Below are 24,891 nucleotides of genomic sequence, written 5' to 3' on the forward strand. Positions count from 1 at the left end.
CGCGCTGGTCCGCGCGTCTGTGCGATGTGCAGCCTGCGAGTACTGCCTGATGCTGCGACGCACACCGCACCCACTTCGTCGCTGCGCCGACCCGGAACGTTTCGTGTGTAGCTATGGACAATACGAACGTAAACGGCAACTTCACATCACGCCAGCGTGGACCGATCAGCCCGGCCGAACGATAACCGGCGGGATCAGCGCCGACCCCGTCTGACTTCGAGCCCGACCACCGCAAAATGTGACCTGCGTCGCAGTCGTCGCGGTGCCGGAACTTTCCCGGCACCGGATCCGACCGATCAGCGAGACCTGGTTCAGGTGCAAACTTTCGTTCTCGAGGATGGTGGCCGTCAACGTGCAGGTGAAACGCTCGACAGTCCATCTTGTCTGGCTGGTCGCGGCGGCGGTTCTGCTTGCCCTTGTCGTCGGCTCGGTGGTCGAAGCGGGCGACGCGCCCTACCGGGCCGCCGGTACCGCCTATCCGGGGTTCGCCGACGTCCTCGGCTACGTGCTGCTGCGTGTCGCCGCCGCGCTTGCGGGCGCGACCGCGCTCGGCGCGCTCGTCTACGCGGTGTGCTGTACCGCGGTCACCGGCCGAGGCCGCCTCGACGTCGACGGCTACTCCGGTCTTCGGCTCGCCGAGCGCGCCGGCCTGGTGTGGCTGGTGTCGGCGCTGGCGCTGATCCCGGTGACCGCGGCGAATGTGGGTGGGCTTACCGTCTCCGGGCTCTTCCGGATCGGCGCGCTCGGTGCGCTGATCGACGCCAGCGAGAAGCCGAAGGCGTGGATCGTGGTCGCCGTGCTTGCCGCCGTGGTGACGCTTGGCGCCCGAATGCTGTTGTCCTGGAACGGGGCAGCGGTGTTGTTAATGGTTGCCGCCATCGGCGTGCTGCCGCCCGCGATGGTCGGCAATGCGGGGGAGGGGCCGAATCACGACTACGGCACCGGCGCGATGATCATCTTCCAGCTCGCGGTGTCGGTGCTGCCCGGGCTGCTGTGGTGCGTCGCGGAACACCTGCGCCGCAACGGGTCACACGCGCGCACCGCGGCCCGTCGCGGCGCGACGATCGCCCTGCTGTGCCTGGCCGCGGCCACCCTCAGCGGGCTCGTGCTCTTGGTGATCCTGCTGCCGTGGTCGGAGGTGTTCACCACCGGGTACGGGCGGCTTGCGCTGGTGGTTGTCGCCGTCGGCGCCGATCTCGGGCTGACGATGCGCGCGGTACTGAAGCAGCGTGACCCCGGCGCCCGCACCGCCTTCCTGATCGCCTGCAGCGGAGCGCTTGCCGCGGTGGCGCTCGCCGCGACCGTGGCCATGGCGGTACAGCCTGCCCCTGCCTTCGCCGACCGATCGTTCACCGCGCAGGAGGTGTTCCTCGGGTTCGACCTGTTCGATCGGCCGAACCTGCTGCGGCTGATCACGGTGTGGCGCTTCGACATTGTGCTCGGCACCGCCGCGATCGCCGCGATCGTGCTGTACGCGCTCGGCGTGCTGCGGCTGTGGCGGCGCGGGGACGAGTGGTCGCGCTGGCGCACCCTCTCGTGGATCGGCGGCTGCCTCGCGCTGCTGATCGCGACGTCGTCGGGCATCGGCACCTACGGGTTCGCGATGTTCAGCATGCACATGATCACGCACATGGCCTTGAACATGTTCGTGCCGGTGCTGCTGGTCCTCGGCGCACCGGTCACCCTGCTGCTGCGCGCCGTTCCGGCGGCCAAGCGCGGGCAGGTGCACGGTGTGCGCGAATGGGTTCTCGCGCTGCTGCATTCGCGACCGACCGCGGTGATCGCGCACCCCGCGACGGCGCTGTCGTTGTTCGTGGTCTCGCTCTACGGACTGTATTTCACGCCGCTGTTCGAGAACCTGATCCGATACCACTGGGGGCACGTGCTGATGAACGTGCACTTCCTGATCGTCGGCTACCTGTACTACTGGGGCATCATCGGCATCGATCCTGGCCCTCGGCGGCTGCCGCATCTGGGCAGGCTGGGAGTTCTGTTCGCGGTCATGCCTTTTCACGCCTTCTTCGGTGTCGCGGTGATGTCGATGAATACCGTCATCGGTTCGCGTTTCTACACCAACCTGCAGCTGCCGTGGAATATCGACCTGCTCGCCGATCAGCGCGTCGGCGGCGGAATCGCCTGGGTCTCCGGCGAAATCCCGATCCTGCTCGTGGTCGGTGCGCTACTCACCCAGTGGGTGGCGCAGGACCGGCGCACCGCGGTGCGCACCGACCGCAAGGACGACGACTACGGCGACTCCGACCTCGCCGCGTACAACGCCATGCTGGAGCAGCTGGCGCAGACGCGGCGCTGACCTCAGCGGTTGAAGCGAACTCGCCGCAGCCGCAGGCTGTTCGAGACGACGAAGAACGACGAGAACGCCATGGCCGCACCGGCGATCAGTGGATTCAGGAAGCCGAGTGCGGCCACCGGAATGGCGATCACGTTGTAGCCGAACGCCCACACCAGGTTTCCCTTGATGGTGCGCAGCGTGGCATGCGCCAGCTCGATGGCGTCGGCGACCGCGCCGAGATCCTCGCGCACCAGGATGACGTCGGCGGCTGCGATCGCGACATCGGTGCCTGCGCCGATGGCCATGCCGAGGTCGGCGGTGGCCAGCGCGGCGCCGTCGTTGATGCCGTCGCCGACCATCACGACGCGACGCCCCTGCTCCTGCATGCGGGCGATCAGCTCGACCTTGCCCTCCGGAAGTAGTTCGGCGACAACCTCATCGATGCCGATCTCGTCGGCCACCGACTGCGCGGCGTAGGCGTTGTCGCCGGTGAACATCATGACCCGAAGGCCGAGCCGGTGCAGCCGGGCGATCGCGGCGGACGCGGTCTCCTTGACGGTGTCGGCCACCGCGATCACCGCGACGACCGCACCATCCACGGCGATGAGCACGACGGTGCGGCCGGACCGTTCCTGCTGTCGCACAGCACGATTCATGTCCTGCGGGATATCGATGCCCTGATCGTCGAACAGTCGCGCCCGGCCGACCAGGACCCGACGGCCGTCCACTATGCCGCGCGCACCCAATCCCGGTAGCGCTTCGAAGGATTCGACCGAGGGCAGTTCCTCGACAACGTCGCGCGCATGCCGGGTGATCGCGGCGGCCACCGCGTGTTCGGACGCCGCCTCCACCGCACCAGCGAGACGAAGAACCTCGGTCGTGTCGAACGACTCGTGCTCGGTCACCGCGACAACACTCATCGCCCCGTTGGTGACGGTCCCGGTCTTGTCCAACACCACGGTGTCGACGTCGCGGGTGGCTTCCAACGCCTGATGGCCCTTGATGAAAATGCCGAGCTGCGCACCACGTCCCGAGGCCACCATCAGCGCGGTCGGAATGGCCAGCCCCAGCGCGCACGGGCACGCCACGACCAGCACTGCGAGCGCGGCCGCTGCCGCACGGTCCGCACCGGCGCCGGTGGCCAACCAGATCACGAACGTCACGGCCGTCACCAAGAACACGAACGGAACGAACACCGCGGACACCCGATCGGCGATCCGCTGCATCCGCGCCTTACCGGTCTGCGCCTGTTCGACCAATCGGATCATGCCCGACAGCTTCGTATCCGCCCCTACCGCAGCGGCTTCCACGATCAGCCGCCCGGTGAGCGCGGTGGTGCCGCCGATCACCGCCATGCCGGTCGTCACGTCGACCGGGATGGACTCGCCGGTCATCGCGCTGGCGTCGACGCTCGATTCGCCGGACACCACAAGTCCATCGGTGGCGATGGTCTCGCCGGGCCGCACCACGAAGCGCTGCCCCTCGACGAGTTCGCCGATGGGAACCCGCATTTCGCGGTCGTCCCTGGTCAGCACGGTGACCTCGCGGGCACCGAGCGCGGCGAGCGCGCGCAACGCGCTGCCCGCCGAACGCTTGGCCTTCGCCTCGAAATACCGCCCGGCCAACACGAACGCGGTGACGCCTGCGGCCACCTCGAGGTAGATTGCGTCGCTGGCCCAGATCGCCGCCCAGACCCCGTCGGGCGCGGGCCCGGAACGGTTGGGGTGCAAGAACATGGTGTCCAGCGACCACAGTGTCGCGGTGAGCACGCCGACCGAGACCAGCGTGTCCATGCTCGCCGCACCGGCCTTGGCATTGGCAAAGGCCTTGCGGTGGAACGGCGCCGCCGACCAGACCACGACGGGCAGCGCGAGCGCGGTGAGGATCAGCTGCCAGCCGGTGAACCTGGTGGCGGGGATGGTGGCGAACATCACCGACAGGTCGGCCAGCGGGAAGAACGCCATCAGCGCGACGACCAACCTGCGCAGCAGGTCGTTGACCGCCGCGTCCTCGGGTGCGGAGCTGATCGGCTCGGTGCGGTCGGTGATCGGCGAGGCGCCGAAGCCGGTCGCGTCGACTTCGGCGCACAACTGCTCGGCGCTGATGTCGCCGACCGCGTCGATCGTCGCGATCCCGGTCGCGTAGTTCACCGACGCGGTGATCCCGTCGATCTTGTTGAGCTTGCGTTCCACCCGGGTGGAGCACGCCGCGCAGCTCATGCCGGTGACGGCGAGGGAGATGCGGTTCGCTTCGGCGGTCGAGTCGGTGCGAACGATCGGGTCGAGCTCGATGGTCATGAAAGTCCGTTCATCACGCGGCGGGATCTTGGGTCGAGCGGAGGTGGCGGGTGCGCCTGCCGAGCTGTGCGCCCGGCGGCAGGACCAGGTCGACCGGGACGCGGTCGCTGGTCGGCGGCGAGGTTTCCGGGCGTCGCGTCCGATGCACGACCACGACCAGCACCAGGGCGACGACCAGCAGGCCGTGCGAGAGGACCCGGGACAGCGGCACCACACCGGAGTACAGATCGGCCACGACGAACGCGCTCAACGCGGCGACCAGCACACCGAGCACCGGAAGCACCCCCGCGGCGGCGTGCGGCCGCAGCGCGCAGTAGATGAACCCGACGCCGATCGCCAGGCTCCACGCGGTGCTCTCGTTGAGCAGGTGCCTGGTCATCTCGGCACCGTGCTGATGACTCATGCCGAAGTCCAGCCCGGCCAGCTGGGCCACGGCCAATACGCACTGCAGGACGCCGAGCAAGCCGAGCAGGACGCGGGTCAACGCGGTGCGTGCGGTGGGCACGGCGCCGAGCAGCCTGGTCAGCCGCGACGGCCGCGGCCGCTCCAATTCGGCGGCAGCGAAGATGGCGTCGGTCAGGTCCGGCGCGTATGACGAGGCGCCGCGCAACAGCTTCGAGGTCTCCACCGCGGCGACGTACCAGGAGCAGCACTCGGCGCACTGCTCGAGGTGCTCGTCGACCCTGGCGGCGGGAACGGTCTCACGCTCGCCGTCGATCCGGGCCGACAGCGCCGTCCGGCACACTTTGCACTCCACGTCCAGATTGTCGTCTATCCGGACGCCGAAGTTCCCGGCGGTTGTTATTGGTGGCGGCGTTCACTGCTCGCCGTGGTGACGTGGGTTACCTCGTGCGGGCCGGTCCGCTGACGCCGTGGCCGCCGGTTATTGTCGACACCATGCCGACGCCCGCCGAGGATGACGAGACCACCCGCCTGGCACTGGCGGCGGCGCGTGGCGACCGGCGGGCACTGGAAGGTTTCATCCGGGCCACCCAGAAGGATGTGTGGCGGTTGCTCGCCCATCTGACCGAGGTCGGCCGTGCCGACGACCTGACCCAGGAGACCTACCTGCGGGCACTCGGCAGCATCAAGCGTTTCGAGGGCCGCGCCAGCGCGCGCACCTGGCTGCTGTCCATCGCGCGCCGGGTTGTCGTCGATCAGGTGCGCATGGCGGTGGCTCGGCCGAAGATCGCGCACGGCGTCGACTGGATGGCGGCGGCCGACCGGCAGGTGCCGCGCCGGGACGGGCTGACCGAGATCGTCGAACTGAACCTGCTGCTTGACGATCTCGCGCCGGAGCGACGCGAGGCGCTGGTACTCACCCAGGTGCTCGGTCTGTCCTACGCCGAAGCCGCCGCAGTGTGCGGCTGCCCGGTGGGCACCGTCCGCTCCCGGGTGGCTCGCGGACGCGAAGATCTAGTCGCCGCAACGCGTTTCGGCGTTCGGCGCAGCGCCAACGGCTGACCGGCTTACGAACAGCCCAGAGGTCAGTCGAGTGTTCAGGGCGCGGCGTCCATGCGCTGAGTGCCGATGACCGACAGCAGCTGGAGTGCTTGCTCGGTCGGTGAGCCAGGGGTCGCGGTGTAGATCACGACTCGCTGGTCCCGGTCGGTGATGTCGAGGACATCGCAATTGACCGCGATCGGGCCGACCAGCGGATGCTCGAAGGTCTTGCACAAGGTGGGCTCGGCACACACATCGTGGGATGCCCACAGTCGGGCGAACTCCGGGCTGCCGGCGAGCAGCTCGGCAACCAGCTCGGTCACCTCCGGATCGTCGGGGTAGCGGGCGGCGGCGGCGCGCAGGTCATGGGCCGCGCTACGGGCGAACGTGTCCGCGTCCGACACCCCGTACAACCGCCGCCCGTGCAGGCGCGGCCCGAGGAAGTTCCGCCGCAGCAGGTTTCGGTCGCGTCGCGACAAGGCGGAGAAGTCCTCCATCAACGCGGCCGCCAGCTCGTTCCAGGCGATCACCTCCCAGGTCGCCGACGTCACGATCGCGGCGGCCTGCGGCAGCCGCCGCAGCAGGTCGAGGATGCTCTGCCGCACCTCGCGCGACGGCCCGGCCGGTGGACCTGGCGGTGCACCGGCGAGGTGGTGCAGGTGGGCGCGTTCGGCGTCCGAAAGGCGCAGTGCGCGAGCCAAACCGGCCAGCACCTCGCGCGACGGCCGCGGGCCACGGGCCTGTTCCAGCCGCGTGTAGTACTCGGTCGAGATGAAAGCCAGCTGTGCCACCTCCTCGCGGCGCAGCCCCGGGGTACGACGGCGTGTTCCGGCGGGCAGACCAACGTCGGCGGGGGTGATCCGCGCACGCCTGCTGCGTAGGAAGTCCGCTAGTTCTCGTCTGTCCACACCTTCAGTGTGCTCGGCAGTCGCGGAGCCGATCCAGGTACAGCCGGTACCTGGATCGGCTCCGCGTTCGAGTCGAGGCTCGACGCCATGGACAACACACTGACTACTCATGCCGCGGCGGGCCTGCTGGCAGACAAGGTCGCCTTCATCACCGGTGCGGGACGCGGCATCGGCGCCGCCGCGGCGCGGCTGTTCGCCAGGGAGGGTGCCCGAGTGTTGCTCGCGGCCCGGACCGAGGCGCAGCTGAAGACGGTGACCGAGGAGGTCAGGGCCGCGGGCGGCACTGCGGACTACGTGGTGTGCGATCTGGGCGATCCGGCCAGCGTGCGCGCCGCCGTCGACCGCGCCGTCGACCTGTACGGGCGGCTCGACGTCGCCTTCAACAATGGGGCGGCATTGGGGCCGTCCGGCCCGATGGACCAGGTGCCGGAGGCCGATCTCGACTACATCTACGCCGTGAACCTCAAGGGCCCGTGGCTGTCCATGGTCGCCGAGGTCGCCGCTATCCGGGCGACCGCGGGCACCGGCGCCATCGTCAACACCTCCAGCGTCGGCAGTTTGATGGGCAATCCGGAACTGCCCACCTACGGTGCGATGAAACGGGCGGTCAACAGCCTCACCGAATCGGCCGCTGTCACTTACGGTCCGGAAGGTATCCGCGTCAATGCGATCGCCCCCGGCAGCACGCTGACCGAGATGATCCGCGACTGGGAAGCGGACTCGCCCGGCGTCATCGAGCGACTCAACGCGCTCACCCCGCTGGGCCGCGTCGCCGACCCCGACGAGATCGCCCAGGCCGCCGCATGGTTGCTCAGCGACCGCGCCTCCTATGTGACGGGCACCGTCCTTCGGGTCGACGGCGGACTGCGCGCCTGAACCGGGTCACTCAGCCAAAGGGGTTGCGGCGTAGTGCAATCGGATGACTCCGTCGTCGTGGCGGGTCGCGGTGGCGTGTACGCCGAATACCTTTCGGAGTAGCTCGGGTGTCATCACCTCTAGCACCTCGCCCGCCGCGACGACGCTGCCGTGATCGAGGACGACCAGGCGGTCGCAGCAGCGGACGGCGAGATCGAGTTCGTGCAGTACCGCGAGGGTGGTGATGCCGGTCGAGCGGATCAGGTCGAGCAGTTCGAAACGGGCCCGGACGTCGAGGTGGTTGGTGAGTTCGTCGAGCACGAGCAGGCGCGGGTGTTGCGCGAGTGCCCTGGCGAGCAGAACGCGCTGGCGTTCGCCGCCGGACAGCGAGCCGACGGTGCGGTCGGCGTAGGCGGTGACGCCGGTCCGTGCCATCGCGAGGTCGATGGCCTGGAGGTCGGCCGCGGTATCCCGGCTGAACAGCGCGTGATGCGGATTGCGGCCGAGCCCGACCACCTCGGCGACCGTGAGTTCCGGTGAGCCCGAACCATTCTGGAGCACGGCCGCGGTGGTGCGCGCCGTGCTGCGGATCGACATCGCGGCGATGTCGGCGCCATCGATCGCGACGATGCCCGCGGTGGGTTGCAGTGATCGATAGATGGTGCGCAGCAGTGTGGTCTTGCCGCTGCCGTTGGGGCCGACGATGCCGACGACCGTGCCCGGCGGTGCCTGCAGTGTCACCTTGTCGAGGATGGGGGCATCGCCGAACGTGACACTCACTCCGGCAACCGACAATTCGGCCGAGGCGCTCATGTGAGTCCACCGTTTCGGCGCAGCAGCCAGAGGAAGAACGGGGCACCGAACGCGGCGGTGAAGATGCCGAGCGGCAACTCGTTGGGTGCGTCGATGGTGCGCGAAAGCAGGTCGACCGCAACCAGATACGCGGCGCCGATCAGTGCGGACAGCGGCAGTACCCGCCGGTGGTCCATGCCGAACGCGAGGCGGACCAGATGCGGAATCATCAAGCCGACGAAGCCGATTCCGCCCGCGACCGCGATCAGCACACCGGTCAGCAGCGAGGCGAGCACCAGCAGGATGATCCGGAGCGCGCGCACGTCGACGCCGAGCGCGGTGGCCTGCTCATCGCCGGTGCCGAGCACATTCAGCCGACGACCGAAGGCGAGCACCACGGCGACGGTCACCAGCACCACCACCGTGACCGGGCCGAGCCGACTCCAACTGGCCCCGGAGACGCTGCCCATCGTCCAGAACATCACCGCCCGTAGCTCATTCGGCGTCGCACGCATCTGCAGGTAGTTCGTCGCCGCGAGGAGTAGATAGCCCACCGCGACACCCGCCAGCACCAAGCGGGTCGGCACAAGGGTGCCGCGTTGCTGCCCGAGCAGGAACACCACCGCGATGGTCGCGATCGCGCCGCAGAACGCCGCGGCGGACACCCCGACGCCGCCGAGCACGCCGCCCGCGGTGACGACCACGATCACCGCGCCGAGCGACGCACCGGAGGACAGCCCGAGCACGTACGGGTCAGCCAGGGGATTGTTCACCAGCGCTTGCAGAATCACGCCGGCCACCGCGAGCCCGCAGCCGCACAGCGCGGCCAGGATCACCCGGGGCAGCCGGTAGTTCCAGACGATCTGATCGACGGTGAAGCCGACATCCGGTGTCTTGCCGGACAAATGGGCAAGGATCACCCGGCCGGTGTCGACGACGGACACGGTGACCGAGCCCGCCGCGATCGACAGCAGCATCACCGCGAGCAGCACCACCGCCGACGCGGCGAGCGCGATCGGCAGCGGCGTCGCCGCCAATGGCGCACGGGTGGTGCCGCCGCGATGGGTCGCTCCGCAGGCGCCGCTCCCACGGGTCATCGGAACTGCTCGGGGTGCACCAGTTTCGCGATGCGCTGCACGGCGACGTCATTGCTCGGGCCGAGGTAGATCGAATCCGACAGCACCGCATAGTTATTGGTCTTCGTGGCGCTCCACTGCGGGAACTGCTCGAGGATCCGCTTGGCGGCGGCGTCGATGTCGGGGCTGCGGTAGTTGACCACGATGAGCCCGTCGATCGGTGTCACCGCGAGCTGTTCCTTGCTGATCGTCACGAAGGTGGTGCCGTCGTCCCGGTTGAACGGGTTCACCCCGCCCGCCTTGCCGATGACGTCGTTCCAGATGCCGCCCGCCGCGATCGCGGAGAAGTCCGAGGAGTCACCCATGCCCATGCCGGGGAAGACGAGCAGCACGTTCTGCTTCGGTTGATCGGCGACCAGTGCCGTCGTTTCGGCGATCGCGCGCTGCGAGTCGGCGATGAGACGGTCGGCCCGGCCCGGCACATCGAAGATGGTGCCGAGGTCGCGTAGCAGCGCGTAGCTGTCCTCGATGGTCGGGGTGCCGGTGACGGCTCCGGTCACGGCGCAGTTCGACCGGGGCACATAGGTATTGGCGCCGGTGGCAGCCAGCTCCTCGCGGGTCGCGAAACCCTGGTCGGCGGCGAAACCACCACCGGTGGTGGAGATCACCAGGTCGGGATGCTGGTTCAGCATCGCCTCACGTGGGATATCTTGCAGGCTGTTCGGCGTGAACTTGCCGGTCGGCAGCGCGTCGATCGCGGCGGCACGGTCCGGTATGTCGGAGGCGCCGTAGGACTGCGCGTTGGCCACCACGCGGTCGGCGACGCCGAGCGCGATGAGCGAGGACACCTCGCCGACGGAACCACCGTTCATCACGACGACGCGCTTCGGCGCCTCGGTGAACGTGTAGGTCTTGCCGCAATTCTCCAGGGACACCGGGTATTTGGTGACACCCTCGGTCGTCGCGGACGGCCTGTTGTCCGTCGTGTCGGTCACCGAGGTCGTGCAGCCGGTGACGGCGAGGGTGCTCGCCGCGAGTGCCAGTAGCAGCGCGCGTTTTGTCAGCATGGTTGCCTTCTCGATCGTTGCGCCATGGCCGGGACGGCTGGTGGCGGCGGGAGGAATCGGGTCTCGATCAGGTAGTCGATCCCGGCGGTGAGCGCGGCGGCGGAATCCGGTTGCGGGAGCGCCGAATCGATGAGTGCGGCGCGGGTGTTGTCGCGTCCGTAGGTGATGGTGTCGCCAGAGGGTGCCAGGTGTGCGGTGTGCGCGCGGGCAATGGTCAGTGCGTGATCGTCCTGTGCGGAAGCGCGGTCCGCCATGGCGGTCAACCGGGCGTGCCAGGTCGAGGAGGGGATGGCCGCGACCGGGTAGCCGCGTTCGCGTAGCGCGTCGACGATGGTGGCGAACCGCAGCGGGCGTTGGCTGGTCAGGTGGAAGGTGCGGGCTGCAGGCTGTTGGGCGACCAGGTGGGTGATGGCGGCGGCGACCCAATCCACGGGCACCATGTCGATGGTGGCCGCGCCGTAGATCTCGTCCGGGACGGCCTCGAGCACGACCATCGCGCGAATCAGGCTCCAGAACGCGTCATCCGGGCCGGAGGCCCCGGTCCGCGAGTGTCCGCCGATACGACCGGGGCGCGACACCGTGACCGGTACGCCGCGGTCGGCGGCGGCGTACACCAGACCCTCCGCGACCCACTTGCTCGCGACATATCCGTTGTGCGGCAACGAGTTCGCGGCCACTCGCCGGTCTTCGGTGAGGATCGGCGGATTGCCGTCCACGGCGAACGCGGTGTCGACGGAGGACACGAAGTGCACCGGTTTGACTGTGCCGGTCGTCGCGAGCCGCAGAATGCGTTCGGTGCCTTCGACATTCGCCGGGCGCAGCCGGGAGTACGGCTCGAAGTGATGGACTCGGGCACCGTTGTGCACGATGGCATCGATGGCGTCGGCCAGTTCCCGATACCGGGTAGGCGACAGGCCGAGCTGGGGGAGGGCGAGGTCGCCCGCGACTGCGGTAACCCGGTGATCGGCCAGCACGTTGTCGAGACCGTAACGGGTGAAGGCGGATCGGATGTGATGCAGCGCCGCGCGATCACTGTCCGCTCGGACCAGGCAGTACACCTGAAAGTCGGTGCGTTCCAGTAGAGCCGCGAGCAGGAACGCACCGAGGAATCCGGTGGCACCGGTCAGCAGCACCGCGCGCACCGCGGCCGGCGGCTTGGCCGTCGCACGGATCGCGTCATCGAGGTGGATATCCGCTTCGAGATCGGCTGCCGTCCAGGACAACTCATCGACGTCGCGACCCGAATCGAGACGTTCGGCGAGCCCGGCGACGGTGGGTGTGTCGAACATGGCGCGCAGATCCCACCGCACCCCGAAGGCCGCCCTGACCCCGTTCAGCACCCGCGCCGCGCGTAGCGAATGGCCGCCGCGAGCGAAGAAGTCGTCATCGATACCGACCGACTCGAGCTCGAGCGCCTCGGCGAACAACCGGACCAGTGCGCGTTCGGTGGGCGTACGCGCGGGCCGCTCGGTGCACTCGGCGTCCGGGGGAGGGGGCAGCGCCGCTCGGTCCAGCTTTCCGTTCCTGGTGTGCGGCAGGCGATCCAGCACGACGTACACCGACGGAACCATGTAGTCGGGCAGCCGCCCGGCCAGGTGGCTGCGCAAGGCTCGTGCGTCGGGCTCACCCGTGCTCGGCACCACATAGGCGACAAGGACTTCCGCGTGGATACCCACCGCGGCCGCGCCGACCTGCGGATGTGCGGTGAGCGCGGCCTCAACCTCGCCGACCTCGATCCGATAGCCGCGCAACGACATCTGGCTGTCGCCGCGGCCAAGATACTCGAGGTGGCCGTCCGCCTGCCACCGCGCCACGTCTCCGGTGCGGTAGAGGCGACCGCCGTTCGCGTCGAACGGGTCGGCCACGAATCGTGTGGCAGTCGCCGCCGACTGGCCGAGGTAGCGCTGCCCGACCGGCATTCCGCCGACGTACAGCTCGCCGACGACCCCCGGGGGAACCGGCCGTAAGGCTTGATCCAGTACGTGACAGCGGCCATTGGTGACGGGGACCCCGATGGACGGCGTGGTATGCGCGGCCACGGTGGTCCACGTGGCATCGACCGTGCATTCCGTTGGGCCGTACAGGTTATAGACCGAGACACCCGGCTCGGCACGCAACGCAGTCCACAGCGCTGGATCGGTCGCTTCACCGCCGAGTGCGATTACCGACGGACGGTGGTCCCCCGCAAGCAGCCCCGCAGACAACAGCTCACGCGCGAAAGTCGGTGTGACATCGAGGAAGTCGATGCGCTGCTCTCGGATGTAGCGCACCAGACGGTCGGGATCGCGCCGTAGATCGTCATCGATGAGATGCAGCTCATGGCCCGCGAGCAGCCAGAGCAACCCTTCCCACGCGGTATCGAACGTCATCGACGCGGTGAGCGCCGCCCGCATCCGCCGCCCACCCTGCGCCGCCGCTGCGGGCTCGATGAGGTGCTCGCGATGATGGTGATACAGGTTCACCACGGATCGGTGCGAAATCACCACGGCCTTGGGTGTTCCGGTGGTGCCCGAAGTGTGAATCACCCAGGCCGGATGTTCCGGGTGCAGCCGGGCCGGAAGGTAGGTGCCTTCGGTTGATTGTGGTGCAGTAGTGGCGAATTCATCGAGAAGGATGGTGCGGTCACGTAGCGGTATGGGGACCAGTGCGGCTAACGCGGTCGTGGTGATGATCGCGGTGAGCGCTGACCCGTCGGAGTGGCCATCGAGACCGTCAAGGAGTAGCGCAACTCGTGGCGCAGGCTGCCCCGGATCGAGCGGGACATAGGTTGCACCGCAGGCGAGTACGGCGAACAGCGAGACGATCGCATCACCTGTGCGCGGAAGCAACACCGCCACCGCGTCACCGCGGCGAGTACCCGCTGCTGTCAGCCTGGCGCTCAATGCTCGTGTCCGCGTGGCTAGTTCGCCGTAAGTGAGAGCACGCTTCGTGCCGTCGGTGGTGACGAGCGCGGTAGCCGTCGTGGTGCGGGCAACCTGGGCGGCAAGCAAGTCGTGCACGGTGCTGTCGGGCCGACGGCGTTCAGGACCACGGCTGTTGGCGCGTAACCACTCTTGTTCCCCGGGCAGGAACAGGTCAGCCGCGGCGAGCGGCTGACTCGGCTGGTCCAGTGTTCGACGGAGGAACGTCGTGAAGCGGCGCAAATGAGTGGCCAGCTCAGCCGAGGTGTACGCGCTCGGATGACCGTCGAGATACAGCGTGGGTCCGGTGCCGTCCATCCGGTCGTAGAGGTTGAAGACCAGGTCGTCGATCATGCCCGCGGTCACGTTGCGCACCGCGCTGGTGCGTTCGCCGAACCGCAGGTCGTAATCGAACAGCATGATGTTGACCGACGGGCCGTACATGCTGCGGTCGCTGCCGACCAGGCCCAGGTCACGGCGCACCTGCTCGCTGCGATAGCGCTGATGGCGTCGGCTGCGGACCAGATGCCGGGCGACCCGACCGGTGAGGTCGGTCAGCGTCGGATCGTCCGCGAAATCGGTCCACAGCGCGACACCATTGAGCGTCATGCACGGCACGCGCAGCGCGGGCGTGCCGGTGCGCAGCATGATCGGAAGCGCGAGACACACCTCGGTGGCCCCGGTCATCCGGTGCACGTAGGCGGCGACCGCGGCGGTGAGCACGTCGGTCCAATTGGCGCGGGCGGCTTCCGCGACGCTACGTAGCAGCGCGACAGTTTCGGAGTCCAGCGTGGTGAACTCCCGAAGTGTCCGGCTCGCAACAGATGTCGAGCGCGGCGCCGCACCGGACAGGGTCACCGGTGCGGGGCGATCGCGGAGGTAGTCGAGCCAGAACTCGCGGTCGCGATCGAGATCCGCGGATTCGGTGTACGCGATATCCGTATCCAGGACGGCATCCCAAGACCCGAACGCATAAGGCGGCGCGGCGATTCCGGCCGCGGCCGCTGTGTACAGCTCGGCAACGCGACGCGCGATCAGCGCCATGCCATAGCCATCCAGTAGGATGTGATGCACCCGGTGGTACCAGAGCGTGCGCCGCGCATCGAGCCGGAACACGATGTGCGCGAATAGGATGTCGCCGGTCAGGTCGAGCGGCTGCGCGACGTCCCGATCCATCAGAGCCAGCGCGGCGCCCAGCGGATCCGGCTCGCCGGAGACATCCACCACCTCGACGTCCCAGTCCGGTGACTCCGCGATCTGCCGCGGACCGTCCTCGATGAACCGAATATGCAGCGCCGCAGCCTCATCGACCGCCACCCGAATGGCAGCCACCAGCAGATCCACCGCCACCGGCCCCGAAATCTCGACGTACTCGGCGATATTGAAGACCGCAGCGGTCGGATCTAGCTGCTGACCGAGCCAGACACCGAGCTGCGCGGCGGTCAACGGCCGCGCGACGCTCACGGCGCAGGCCGCGGCGCGAGCAACGGCCACCACGCGGCGACGGTGGGATTCTCGGCCAGGTCAACGAAAGCCGGTGTGGCGCCGCGTGCCTTCCACCGCTCGATCAGGCCGATCAGCCGCACCGAATCCAGTCCGGCGGCGAACAGATCGTCGGTGTCGGCCAGTTCGTGCGGCTCCAGGTAGAGCAGGTCGGCGATATCGGCCCGCACGCTGTCGTAGGTGAGTGGTTCCATCAGTTGACCTGTCTGTCCCGGTCGGCCCAGAACCGGTCGCGCAGTTGCCAGCGCAGGATCTTGCCGCTCGGATTGCGCGGAATGCGTTCGACGAACTCGAATCGCACCGGAATCTTGAACCACGCCAGGTGTTCCCGGCAGAACGTCATCAGCTCGCGCACCCGGACCTGCTCGCCGGGGCGGCACGCGACGAACGCGTGCACCGATTCGCCGAGGGCGTCGTCCGGCACGCCGATCACCGCCGAATCCGCCACGGCCGGATGCCGGGCGAGGGCGTTCTCGATCTCGGCGGGATAGATGTTCTCGCCGCCGACAATGATCATGTCCTTCAACCGGTCTCGGATATACAGATAGCCGTCGGCATCGACGTAGCCCGCGTCCCCGGTGTGAATCCAGCCGTCGATGAGTGTTTCGGCCGTGGCTTCCGGCAGATTCCAGTAGCCGAGCATGGCGGCCGGTGTGTGCAGGCAGATCTCGCCGACCTCGCCGGGTTCGCGCGGCGTGCCCGCAGCATCGATGATCCGTACGGACACACCGGGATACGGACGCCCCGCCGCGGCCAAGCGCGGATTGCCAGCCACGTGCTCCTTCGGCGGCAAGCAGATCGCGGTGTTTCCTGTCTCGGTCAGGCCATAGATCTGCGCGAACTCGGCACCGAAGAGCTCCAATGCTTCGCGCAGCAGCGTCTCCGAAATCGGTGACCCGCCATAGACGACCTTGCGCACCGAGCCGACCGCCTCCGGCGTCACCCTCGGCTCGCCGAGAATGAGCCGCAGCATGGACGGGACGACACACATCGTGGTGATCCGAGCCTCCTCGATGATCGCCACCGCGGTGGTGCTGTCGAACCGCGGCATCGCCACATTGGTGATCCCCGCCGCGAAACCCTGCATGGCCCACCAGATTCCACCGACGTGGAAGCCGGGTATGCCGATGAGGTTGCGGTCGCCGTCGCGGAATTCGAGCCAGTCAAGCCCGGCCTCCGCCAGTTCGTCCGCGATGGCGAAGAAGCTGCGCTGTGCCAGCACAACACCTTTGGGCAGCCCGGTGGTCCCGCTGGTGTAGAGCTGGATCACCGCGTCGTCGCGGCCGGACGGCCGTTCGTCGGGATCAGGGTCGGCGACACCACCGAGCCATCCGGCGAACTCGTCGCCGTCCAGCCCGACCGCCCGCACGTCCGGCGCGGCGGACCGGGCGATATCGACGGTATCGGCGTCGACGAGCACGAGCGCGCTGCCCGAATCGCGAATGATGTGTTCGACCTCAGGCGCGGTCAGCCGGAAGTTGATCGGCACCAGCACCGCGCCGAGCCGCGCGCAGGCGAAGAACAGGCTGTAGTAGTCGACGGACTCCTTGCCCAGGTACGCCACCCGAGCGCCCTTGGCGATGCCAGCGGCACGCAGGGCGCGGGCGAGCCGGATGCTGTCCGCGCGCAGCCGCGCGTAGTCGAGTCCCACTCCGGCGCAGGCGATGGCGAGGGTGTCCGGCCGATTCCGCGCGTGCTTGGCCAGGATCGACGTGACAGTGGGCTCGCTCATCGCACCGCTCCCAGCGGTCGCGCCGCGGACACGATGGCCAAACGGACGTTGCCCGAGCACTGCCCGCCCTCGTCATCCCAACACCGGAACGACGTGTCCAGCGAGGTGAACGGGGTGCCGTCGGCCGTGCTGATTCGTTCCTGACTGCCGTCGAGGGTGAACTCGCCGTAGAACCGCCGCGGATCGATCGGTCGCCGGTACTCGCTGTCGAGCCGGGTGATCAGGATGTCGGGCAGCTGGCGTCGCCAGTAGTCGTCCATGGTCCAGTCGCCGAACAGCGGGCTGGCTCGATGCCGCACCAGCACCGCGATGGTCTGATACAGCATCTGGTTGTAGCAGATGTTCACCTCGACCGAATTCAGGTGTCCCGTCGCATCGATGTAGCAGGACTCGGGAATCTCGAATGTCGCGGTGGCAGTGGCCTGTTCGCCCCTCGGCTGGACCGTCAGCTCGCGCAGATAGCGGCAATGCGGCTTGTAGCAGCGCAGCACCTCCGACAGCAGCCACGGATCGTTCGGGAACACCTCGCCGGTCATGCCGGGATGCCCTCGTCGTCGTACACGGTGACCCGATGCGACACCGCCGGCTCGCAGGTGGCGTTGTGCAGCGCCCGGTGCACCAGGCTGCGGTTGTCCCAGATGAGCAGATCGCCGCGTTCGAAGGTCTGCAGCCGGATCGCCGGATGCTCGAAGGTGTCGTCGAGTTGTCCGGTGGCGGAAAGCAATTCGTGCAGCAAGTCGGGGCGGTCGGTGCCGTCCGCCGCGGTGATGGACTCGGTGAGGCCCTCGCTGACGTACACAACGGGCTCGCCGGTGTGCGGGTGCGGGTGGACCGTCGGCAGCGTCACCGGCGGCGTCTTGCCGTCGATCTCGGCCAGCAGCTCCGAAATGGGTCGGTACACGTCGCTCGGCCGGATCTTGAAGTAGCGGCGGACGCTGTGCGTCGCCACCGTATCGGCGACCGATCGCCGCAGCTCGGGGCTGAGCTGCTGGTAGGCGCGGGCGAGGTCGATGAAATAGGTGCCCCGGCTGTGCGTCGGCACCACCTGGGTGTGGGTGAAGGTCAGGTCGAACGGGCGCGCCATGAACTGGTAGTCCGAATGCCAGAACTTCCCGGTCTTGGGCACACCGACCCGCTGCTCACCGGTGTCGACATTGGACGACACGAACACCTCCGGCACCTCCGGGTGGTGATAGATCGGCTCGTAGTACCGAACCGGGTCGCCGAAACCGCTTGCCAGCGCGACGAATTGGTGCGGATCGAGCTCGATGCCCTTGATCACCGCGATCCGCTCGCGGTACACGGCACGCTTGACCGCACGGATGTCATCGTGCGATGTGGGGTCGAAGTCCTCGACCACCACACCGAAATCTCCCTGCGGGCTGATCCGCATGGCTGTTCGCTGCATGACCACTTAGTCGGACAACTACGTCCGGTAGTTCCCGGCAATTTCGCCCGTTTTGTCTGGCCTATTGCGATCGCTGTGAGCTAGCCGACAGTCGGCGAAGACTTGTTGCACGGCAAGCCCGTCTGGGGCTAGCGTCCATCCGCGGCACCGAGTGCCGCTCCGCAAGGCGACCCGACCAGTCTCGGCTGACTCGCCAATAGTGCTTCTTCGCAACAACTTTCGTATTCAACAGGGCGCAGTATGCGCGTTGAGACCGCGTGCCCGGACTGTGCCGCGGCGAGCAGATGAGGGATTCCCATGGGTAGAACAACATTCGTGACGGTGGCGGCGTGCATGGTTGCCGCGCTGGTCGGTTCGGCGGGCACGTCACATGCCGCCGCGCCTGAAATCCACTACACCGCAGGCATGGTCGACAAGTCGGTGGTGCTGACCATGGACGCGGGCTCGCTGACCGCACGCGACGGGCAGTTTCTGATCAACGACAACGCGGGCCGCCTGCTCGTCTCGATGCCGCTCAGCTATCAACGCGACAGCAAAGTGTGGCCTATCACAGCCAAGATCGACGGCAACACGGCCACCCTGACGCCGAGCACCGACCCGGACGCCGCCGAGCCCGCCCCGCCCGAACTCCGCGATATCGCCATCGACCCGCAATCCGCCGACTTCAACACCGCCGTGATGAACTTCGCCACCGTCGCCGGGCTCGGCGTCGCACTAGGCACACTGATCGGCACGGCCATCGGCGCCGGCATCGGCTGCGTCGCGGGCGGCGCGCTGGTCGGCGCGGCGGCGGCCGTCCCGACCATCGGTGTCCTCGCGGTTCCCGGCTTCCTCGGTGGCTGCCTGGTAACCGGTGCCGCCGCAGCACCGATCGGCGCGATTATCGGCACCATCGCACTCGGTGTCCCCGCCGCGGTCATCGGCGGACTGCTGTTCGCGGGCGCGTTGGGCAAACAAGCGACGAGCTGAGCCCCTGGGGGCTGGCGTGCTGTACAGACCTGAGCTGCCGTGCCATTCTTGAAAGACAGGCCTGTCCGTGTGGTGGCAGACCGAGGAGTCGGCATATGTCCCTCAATGACGACGAGCGGTTCGCCGCACCGCCCCTGGATCGCTCGGCAGTGGAAGTCACTGACATTCTTCGTTTTTCGGTGTGCCGTCCGCGCCGAGATATCGCGATGATGTTGGTGGACGGCGAGATCGATCTGTGTACCGCGCCGAGCTTCCGCGATCAGCTCTGCCGGGTGTTCGGTGCCGGATCCGTCATGATCGTGCTGGATCTTTCACCGGTCACCTTCATGGGCGCCGCCGGGCTTCGGGTATTGGTCGACGCGCAGACGCAAGCCGAAAAGACCAGGCGCCGAATGGTATTGATCACCGAGGCGCGCTGTGTCGATCGCGCGCTCGAGGTGACCGGTTTGGCGCCCAGCTTCCATCGGGTGAGGTCGCTGGGCGCCGCGCTGGCCGACGGCGCTGTCGGATACGAAGAGACGGCTTAGTTTTCGGCTCAGTTCAGCCGTTTTTCGACACGATGCCGAGCGGTGTCGGCGTACCGGCTGCCGCGCTTGCGTGCGGTGTCGGCGAGTTCGGGACCGCGCTCGCGTGCGGTATCGGCCAGCTCGGCGCTACGTTCCTTGGCGACCTCAGCGAACTCGACACCGCGTTCCTTGGCGAGTTCGGCCCATTCGGCGCCGCGGTGCTTGGCCACATCGGCCAACTCCGCGCCACGCTCCCTGGCCAGCTCCGCCAGCTCGGCGCCGCGTTCCCTGGCCAGCTCGGCCCACTTCGGTCCGCGCTCCCGCGCGAGTTCGGCCCATTCCGCGCCGCGGTGCTTGGCCACATCGGCCAGTTCTGCGCCGCGCTCCTTGGCCACCTCGGCCAGCGGGGCGGCGTGTTCCTTTGCGGCAGCGGCCCATTCGGGGCCGTGCTGCTGCACGGTATCGGCGAGCTCGGAACCCTTGCTGGCCGCCGCACTGCCGAAACTGCCTGCCGCCGAGGCGACTTCGTGTGCACGACGCTTCAGCACCTCGCCGGTCGCCCCATCGGAAGATCCGGTGAACGGCAGCGCGGCGGTGACCGTTGCCGCGGCGTCGCGGGCGGCCCGCTTGCCGCGCCAGCCAAGCGAAGGCTTGCCCTCGGTATCGGCGGCGGCGATCATCAGCCCGCCGAGCAGCCCGAGATCCTTGAGGAACGCGTTCCGCTTGGTCGCCTTCTGCGCCGGGTCCGGTTCGTTCCAGAAGTCCTGTTCGGTCACCGTGGCCGGGATGACGGTCGCGGCCAGGACAAACGCGGCCAGGCGTGGCGCCTTGCCCAACGCCAGCAGCACACCACCGGCTACCTGGGCGCCCGCATTGATCCGTACGGCAGTTCCCGGATCGTTCGGCAGCTTCGCCGCGTATTCCTCGGGCAGCTGACGCTGGCCTCGCTGCACCAGCTCGGTCGCCGCCTTCACGCGTGATTCCGGGTGCCGCAACGTATCGACACCCTCCACGACAAAGACAGTGGCCAAAAGCGGGCGGGCAAGTCGGCGTAACAACATGACGGATCCCTTTCCTCGACGGCTCTATTCGACCGGGTTCCCGGAAGGTGTCGCATCAAACCCGGTGGGCGGAGAGAACGGGCGTAGCTTATCCGCCTCTCCGTGTATTCAGGCCAGACTCAGGGTGCGGTGAAAGTGGGTGTTGGCGACCGGCGGTTATGTCCGTGCGGATTGAGCTCGTGCCCGATGAGTTACCCATGTGCAAACGAGATCTGTTGTCTCTGGACAACAGATTCAGAAGCGCCGGTTGCGGTGTGCGTTCGGACAGCGTGACGGGGGCGGTACCCGATGGCGTCGCTGTGTGACTCAGGAACCGCCGACGGCCTTGGGGATCGTCGCGTTGCTCGTCGTCGCCAGGAAATCGGTGATGACCGAGGTGACCCTGTCCGGGTCCTCCACCATCGGCAGGTGGCCGCAGTCTGGCAGCTCCACCGCCGTGTGGACGTGCAGCTTGCGATTGAGGCGGGCGCCCGCGCGGGCTGACAGGATGCGGTTCTGCTTGCCCCAGACGGTGCAGATCGGCGGGAAGTCGGCGGGCGGGTCGAACCGGTCGAAGGCGGCGTAGGCGGGGAAGTCCTGGACGAGGCCGTGCAGGGCGAGCAGGCGGCCGCGATCGGACCAGTGGGCGCGCAGGCGGGGAGAGTCCTGCAGCTTTTGCCGCTTACCTCGGGAACCGAGCTGGTTGGCGATGATCAGCGAGACGGCGCGGCCGGGCAGCGCGAGCCTGCGGGCCAGCGGTCCCAGCGGCAGCCGCGCATCGGCCCAGGCCAGCGCGGCGGACTGGCCGGAGCTGACGGTGTCCAAGGTCAGCGGGTTGATCAGGACGAGAGCCCGCACCCGGTCCGGATGGCCCATGGCGTAGCTCAGCGAAGTGGCGCTGCCGAGGCAGTTGCCTACCAGGACCACATCGGTGAGACGGTGGGTGTCGAGAAAAGCGCCGAGCATGTGCACATAGTCGGCGAGGCGGTAGCCGTCCGCAGGCTGGTCGGATTCACCGTAACCGGGCAGGTCGAGGGCGAATACCTCGTGGTCGCGGCGCAGCGTTGCCACCTGGTCGTCCCAGATATGGCGTTGGGTGCCCGCGTTGTGCAGGAACACCACCGGCGCGCCGCTACCGGCACGCTCGAAGGCCACAGCCCTGCCCCGATGCTCGAAAATGTCCACATTGACTCCTTGCGAGCGGCCGGGTGCACACGTCACCCGATCCGCCCCAATTTTACGATGTTGTCAAGTGGTGAGCTGGGACTTCGGCGGTTCCTGTCGGGCCTGTTGCTCACACCTCGATGCCGGTGCGCACTACCTTGCCCGTGGCATTGCGCGGTAGTGCCGTCGTGGTCAGCCGCCAGCGCGCGGGCACCTTGTAGTAGGCGATCCGTTCCGCAGTGAAAGCGCGCAGCTCTTCTTCGGTTGTGGCCGAAGAGTTTTCGACGACGACGAGTGCGGCGACCTGTTGGCCGAGGTCGGGGTGCGGCACACCGATGACGGCGCATTCGCGGACCGCGGGGTGCTCTTCCAGGCACTGTTCGATCTCGATGGGATACACGTTCTCGCCGCCGCGCAGGATGAGATCCGAACGCCGACCGGACAATCGCAGCCTGCCCTCGGCCAGCACGCCGATATCGCCGGTGCGCAGCCAGCGGTCCTCGGTGATCGCGGCCGCGGTCGCCGCCTCGTTGTTCCAGTAGCCGAGCATCACGTACACACTGCGCACGCAGATCTCGCCTTCGGTGCCGTCGGGAACGGGGTTGCCCGCGCTGTCGCGGATCTGCACGGTGGATCCGATGATGGGGCGGCCCACCGTATCCGGGAACGCGGCGAGTTCGGCGGGGCTGGTGATAGTTGCCGCGGTACTGCACTCGGTGAGCCCGTAGCTGGTGACCAGCGCGGTGCGCGCCACCGGAAGTTGTTCGCGCAGTTGGTGTTGCAGTGCCGCCGAGGACGGCGCCGAGTTCAGCGAGAGTGAGGCGAGCGAGGACAGGTCGTACCGGGACAGGTCTTGTTCCAACAAACGGGTGGCCATGGTCGGCATGGCGCCCCAATTGGTGATGCGTTCGCGTTCGATCAGGCGCAGCACCCGGTCCGCGTCGAACGAGCCCTGGTACAGCACGGACGTATCGCCGGTTACCAGTCGAGGCGCCACCAGGTTGTGCAGGCTCGCGATGTGGAACAGCGGGGAGGTCAGCAGGAACCTGCGGCCGCTCGGCGGTTCGGTCGCGCCTTTGAGCTCGGCGGCCAGTGTGTCGTTGAACAGGTGATAACCGATGACCGCAAGCACATTTCGATGCGAATGCACCGCGCCCTTCGGCCGTCCGCTGGTACCGCTGGTGTACAGGATGGCCGCCGGGTCGTCCTCGGCCACTTCCGCGAGTGGGAGTGCGCCGCTGCCGAATTCGGCGATCAGCGCGGGCAGGTCGTGCTCCATGGTGAGCACCGGCACGCGAATATCCAACTCCGCCACCAGCGCCGCGCGTTTCGCGTCGACGACGAGCACGGCGGGCCCGGTGTGCTCGACGCCGTAGGCGATCTCGCGCGGCGTCCACCACGCGTTGTAGCCCACCGCGATCGCGCCCAGGCATTGCGCCGCCCAGAACGTCATGACCCATTCGGGGGTGTTCGCGGCCAGAATGCCGACCCGATCACCCTTTCCGATGCCGTATCGGTCGCGCAGCGCCCTGGCCAGCGCCCCGACCGCCGCCGCATGCTCGGTGAACGACACCCGGCGGTCCTCGGTGACGAGATAGTCGCGCTCCCCCCACGTGATCGACGCCGCAAGCACGTCGCCGAGCGACTTGCCACGGTGCCGCAACACCGGAAGCGGTGTGCCGAGCACATCCTCGACCACCATCTCGAATCGCCCACCGGGTCCGGTGAGTCGGGCCGCCGCCGCGGCGGCCAAGGCCTGTAGGTCGAAAGGCTTTGTCATCTACCGCACTTCCTCGTCGTTGGCCCTTACCGCGGTGAACACCGAGTGTAAGTAGGCGTCGGCGCGGGCGGAGCCGATTAGTCCGGGCGCCATCTTGTTCATGGTGTAGGCGAAGGTGATTCGGTGATCCAGATCGTTGACGACGATGGCGCCGCCGAGTCCGGCCCACCAGCAGACGCGGCCGTCGGGGACCTGCGGCGCGGTCTGTGGCTGGGGGAGGCCGTAGCCGATGCCGAAGCGAAGCGGCACCAGCAGCGCCAAATCGGTTCCGTCCGACTGTTGCTCGAAGATCAGCTCGATTGTTTTCTCCGACAACAGCCTTCGGCCGTCGAGCACACCGCCACCGGAAACCAGTGACTGAATCCTGGCCACCGAACGGGCATTGCCGTGGCCGTTCACCGCGCCGATCTCGGCCCGCCGCCACGCGGCGCTGTTGGCTTCCTCGAGCTCGAGCAGTGGACTGGTGAGGGTCTTGACCAGAATGCTCGTCTGATCGAGCGAAGCCATGTCGAACTCCAGCCGCGGCGGCGGGATCAGCGCCGCGATGCGGTGGTGGAGTTCGGGACCGGTGCCGATATGGAAGTCAGCGCCAAGCGGATCGGCGAGTTCCTCGGCGAAGAACTGCCCGAGGCCGCGGCCGGTGATGCGGCGGATCACCTCGCCGACCAGGTGCCCGTAGTTCAGTGCGTGATAGCCCGACGCGGTACCCGGTGCCCACCACGGCGGTTGGGCGGCGAGCCGAGCGCTGGCCGCCTCGGTGTCGTAGATATCGGCAAGCTCGATCGGTCGTGCCCAGCCGGAGACGCCGGAGGTATGTCCGAGGATGTGCCGAATCTCGATGTCGCCCTTGCCGTTCGCCGCGAACTCCGGCCAATAGTGCGCGACCCGCTGCCGTACGTCCAGCTCGCCGCGATCGACAAGCAGCAGCGCGGACAGCGCGGTCATCGTCTTGCTGATCGAGAAGACGTTGACCAGGGTGTCCTCGGTCCACGGCACGGTGCGCTCGCTATCGCGGTACCCGCCCCAGAGGTCGACGACGGGCTCGCCGTCGACCGTCACACAGATGGCCGCGCCGAGCTCCTCGCCCGAGGCGAGCTGATTCGCCAATTCCTCTCGGACACCGGCGAATTGGTCGGTACAGAAGCCGGAAATTGTCATCGG

20 protein-coding genes are annotated in these 24,891 nt (G+C 67.9%); 5 read left to right on the forward strand and 15 right to left on the reverse strand.

What is annotated here, in order from left to right; genetic code table 11:
• Nucleotides 1-337: 337 nt before the first annotated feature.
• Nucleotides 338-2,311: a cytochrome c oxidase assembly protein gene (locus OG203_RS34065; RefSeq protein ID WP_405161321.1), complete on the forward strand. Its 1,974-nt coding sequence runs from the start codon at nt 338-340 to the stop codon at nt 2,309-2,311.
• A 2-nt stretch (nt 2,312-2,313) separates the two neighbouring features.
• Here the strand turns inward: OG203_RS34065 and OG203_RS34070 are convergent, their stop codons facing one another.
• Complete coding sequence (locus OG203_RS34070) at nt 2,314-4,587, reverse strand: heavy metal translocating P-type ATPase (RefSeq protein WP_405161322.1); 2,274 nt, start codon at nt 4,585-4,587, stop codon at nt 2,314-2,316.
• Between the two features lie 13 nt (nt 4,588-4,600).
• Nucleotides 4,601-5,344 (reverse strand): zf-HC2 domain-containing protein, encoded by a 744-nt coding sequence (locus OG203_RS34075; RefSeq protein ID WP_405161323.1) that lies wholly within the window; start codon nt 5,342-5,344, stop codon nt 4,601-4,603.
• A gap of 140 nt (nt 5,345-5,484) precedes the next feature.
• On the opposite strand from OG203_RS34075, the gene sigC reads away from it, so the two are divergent.
• Nucleotides 5,485-6,051 (forward strand): RNA polymerase sigma factor SigC, encoded by a 567-nt coding sequence (gene sigC / locus OG203_RS34080; protein ID WP_405168098.1) that lies wholly within the window; start codon nt 5,485-5,487, stop codon nt 6,049-6,051.
• Between the two features lie 35 nt (nt 6,052-6,086).
• Here the strand turns inward: sigC and OG203_RS34085 are convergent, their stop codons facing one another.
• Nucleotides 6,087-6,938 carry a helix-turn-helix transcriptional regulator gene (locus OG203_RS34085; RefSeq protein WP_405161324.1) on the reverse strand — a complete coding sequence of 284 codons (852 nt, stop codon included), beginning with the start codon at nt 6,936-6,938 and terminating at the stop codon, nt 6,087-6,089.
• Nucleotides 6,939-7,025: 87 nt separating this feature from the next.
• Here OG203_RS34085 and OG203_RS34090 point away from each other — a divergent pair, with 87 nt between their 5' ends.
• Nucleotides 7,026-7,814: an SDR family NAD(P)-dependent oxidoreductase gene (locus tag OG203_RS34090; RefSeq protein WP_405161325.1), complete on the forward strand. Its 789-nt coding sequence runs from the start codon at nt 7,026-7,028 to the stop codon at nt 7,812-7,814.
• A gap of 6 nt (nt 7,815-7,820) precedes the next feature.
• On the opposite strand, the gene OG203_RS34095 is transcribed toward OG203_RS34090, so the two are convergent.
• The 8 genes from OG203_RS34095 to OG203_RS34130 are packed head-to-tail and all read right to left on the reverse strand — an operon-like array spanning nt 7,821 to nt 18,271.
• Nucleotides 7,821-8,606 (reverse strand): ABC transporter ATP-binding protein, encoded by a 786-nt coding sequence (locus OG203_RS34095; RefSeq protein ID WP_405161326.1) that lies wholly within the window; start codon nt 8,604-8,606, stop codon nt 7,821-7,823.
• On the reverse strand, nt 8,603-9,682 hold the full coding sequence (locus tag OG203_RS34100; RefSeq protein ID WP_405161327.1) for a FecCD family ABC transporter permease: 1,080 nt from the start codon (nt 9,680-9,682) through the stop codon (nt 8,603-8,605). The genes OG203_RS34095 and OG203_RS34100 overlap by 4 nt, the downstream gene beginning before the upstream one ends.
• Nucleotides 9,679-10,728: an ABC transporter substrate-binding protein gene (locus OG203_RS34105; protein WP_405161328.1), complete on the reverse strand. Its 1,050-nt coding sequence runs from the start codon at nt 10,726-10,728 to the stop codon at nt 9,679-9,681. Before OG203_RS34105 ends, OG203_RS34100 begins: the two co-directional genes overlap by 4 nt.
• Nucleotides 10,722-15,125, reverse strand: a complete 4,404-nt coding sequence (locus tag OG203_RS34110) for an amino acid adenylation domain-containing protein (RefSeq protein ID WP_405161329.1) — start codon at nt 15,123-15,125, stop codon at nt 10,722-10,724. Before OG203_RS34110 ends, OG203_RS34105 begins: the two co-directional genes overlap by 7 nt.
• On the reverse strand, nt 15,089-15,325 hold the full coding sequence (locus OG203_RS34115) for a phosphopantetheine-binding protein (protein ID WP_405161330.1): 237 nt from the start codon (nt 15,323-15,325) through the stop codon (nt 15,089-15,091). Before OG203_RS34115 ends, OG203_RS34110 begins: the two co-directional genes overlap by 37 nt.
• Nucleotides 15,325-16,863: a long-chain-fatty-acid--CoA ligase gene (locus tag OG203_RS34120; RefSeq protein WP_405161331.1), complete on the reverse strand. Its 1,539-nt coding sequence runs from the start codon at nt 16,861-16,863 to the stop codon at nt 15,325-15,327. Before OG203_RS34120 ends, OG203_RS34115 begins: the two co-directional genes overlap by 1 nt.
• Nucleotides 16,860-17,399: an FcoT family thioesterase gene (locus OG203_RS34125; protein ID WP_405161332.1), complete on the reverse strand. Its 540-nt coding sequence runs from the start codon at nt 17,397-17,399 to the stop codon at nt 16,860-16,862. Before OG203_RS34125 ends, OG203_RS34120 begins: the two co-directional genes overlap by 4 nt.
• Complete coding sequence (locus OG203_RS34130) at nt 17,396-18,271, reverse strand: TauD/TfdA dioxygenase family protein (RefSeq protein WP_405161333.1); 876 nt, start codon at nt 18,269-18,271, stop codon at nt 17,396-17,398. Before OG203_RS34130 ends, OG203_RS34125 begins: the two co-directional genes overlap by 4 nt.
• 297 nt (nt 18,272-18,568) lie before the next feature.
• On the opposite strand from OG203_RS34130, the gene OG203_RS34135 reads away from it, so the two are divergent.
• Together OG203_RS34135 and OG203_RS34140 are read left to right on the forward strand one after the other, a co-directional pair.
• Nucleotides 18,569-19,240 carry a hypothetical protein gene (locus tag OG203_RS34135; protein ID WP_405161334.1) on the forward strand — a complete coding sequence of 224 codons (672 nt, stop codon included), beginning with the start codon at nt 18,569-18,571 and terminating at the stop codon, nt 19,238-19,240.
• 95 nt (nt 19,241-19,335) lie between these two features.
• Nucleotides 19,336-19,767: an STAS domain-containing protein gene (locus tag OG203_RS34140; protein WP_405161335.1), complete on the forward strand. Its 432-nt coding sequence runs from the start codon at nt 19,336-19,338 to the stop codon at nt 19,765-19,767.
• A gap of 8 nt (nt 19,768-19,775) precedes the next feature.
• On the opposite strand, the gene OG203_RS34145 is transcribed toward OG203_RS34140, so the two are convergent.
• From OG203_RS34145 to OG203_RS34160, 4 genes are all read right to left on the reverse strand, one after another.
• Nucleotides 19,776-20,807, reverse strand: coding sequence for a DoxX family protein (locus OG203_RS34145; RefSeq protein ID WP_405161336.1), 1,032 nt, complete (start codon nt 20,805-20,807; stop codon nt 19,776-19,778).
• Nucleotides 20,808-21,113: 306 nt separating this feature from the next.
• Complete coding sequence (locus tag OG203_RS34150) at nt 21,114-21,971, reverse strand: alpha/beta fold hydrolase (protein ID WP_405161337.1); 858 nt, start codon at nt 21,969-21,971, stop codon at nt 21,114-21,116.
• Nucleotides 21,972-22,080: 109 nt separating this feature from the next.
• Nucleotides 22,081-23,730, reverse strand: a complete 1,650-nt coding sequence (locus OG203_RS34155) for a class I adenylate-forming enzyme family protein (protein ID WP_405161338.1) — start codon at nt 23,728-23,730, stop codon at nt 22,081-22,083.
• The gene (locus OG203_RS34160) at nt 23,731-24,888 is read right to left on the reverse strand and encodes a serine hydrolase domain-containing protein (protein ID WP_405161339.1); all 1,158 of its coding nucleotides are present in this window, start codon (nt 24,886-24,888) and stop codon (nt 23,731-23,733) included.
• Nucleotides 24,889-24,891: the final 3 nt, after the last annotated feature.

It is taken from the genome of Nocardia sp. NBC_01499 (assembly GCF_045040275.1).
Classification (GTDB): Bacteria; Actinomycetota; Actinomycetes; order Mycobacteriales; family Mycobacteriaceae; genus Nocardia.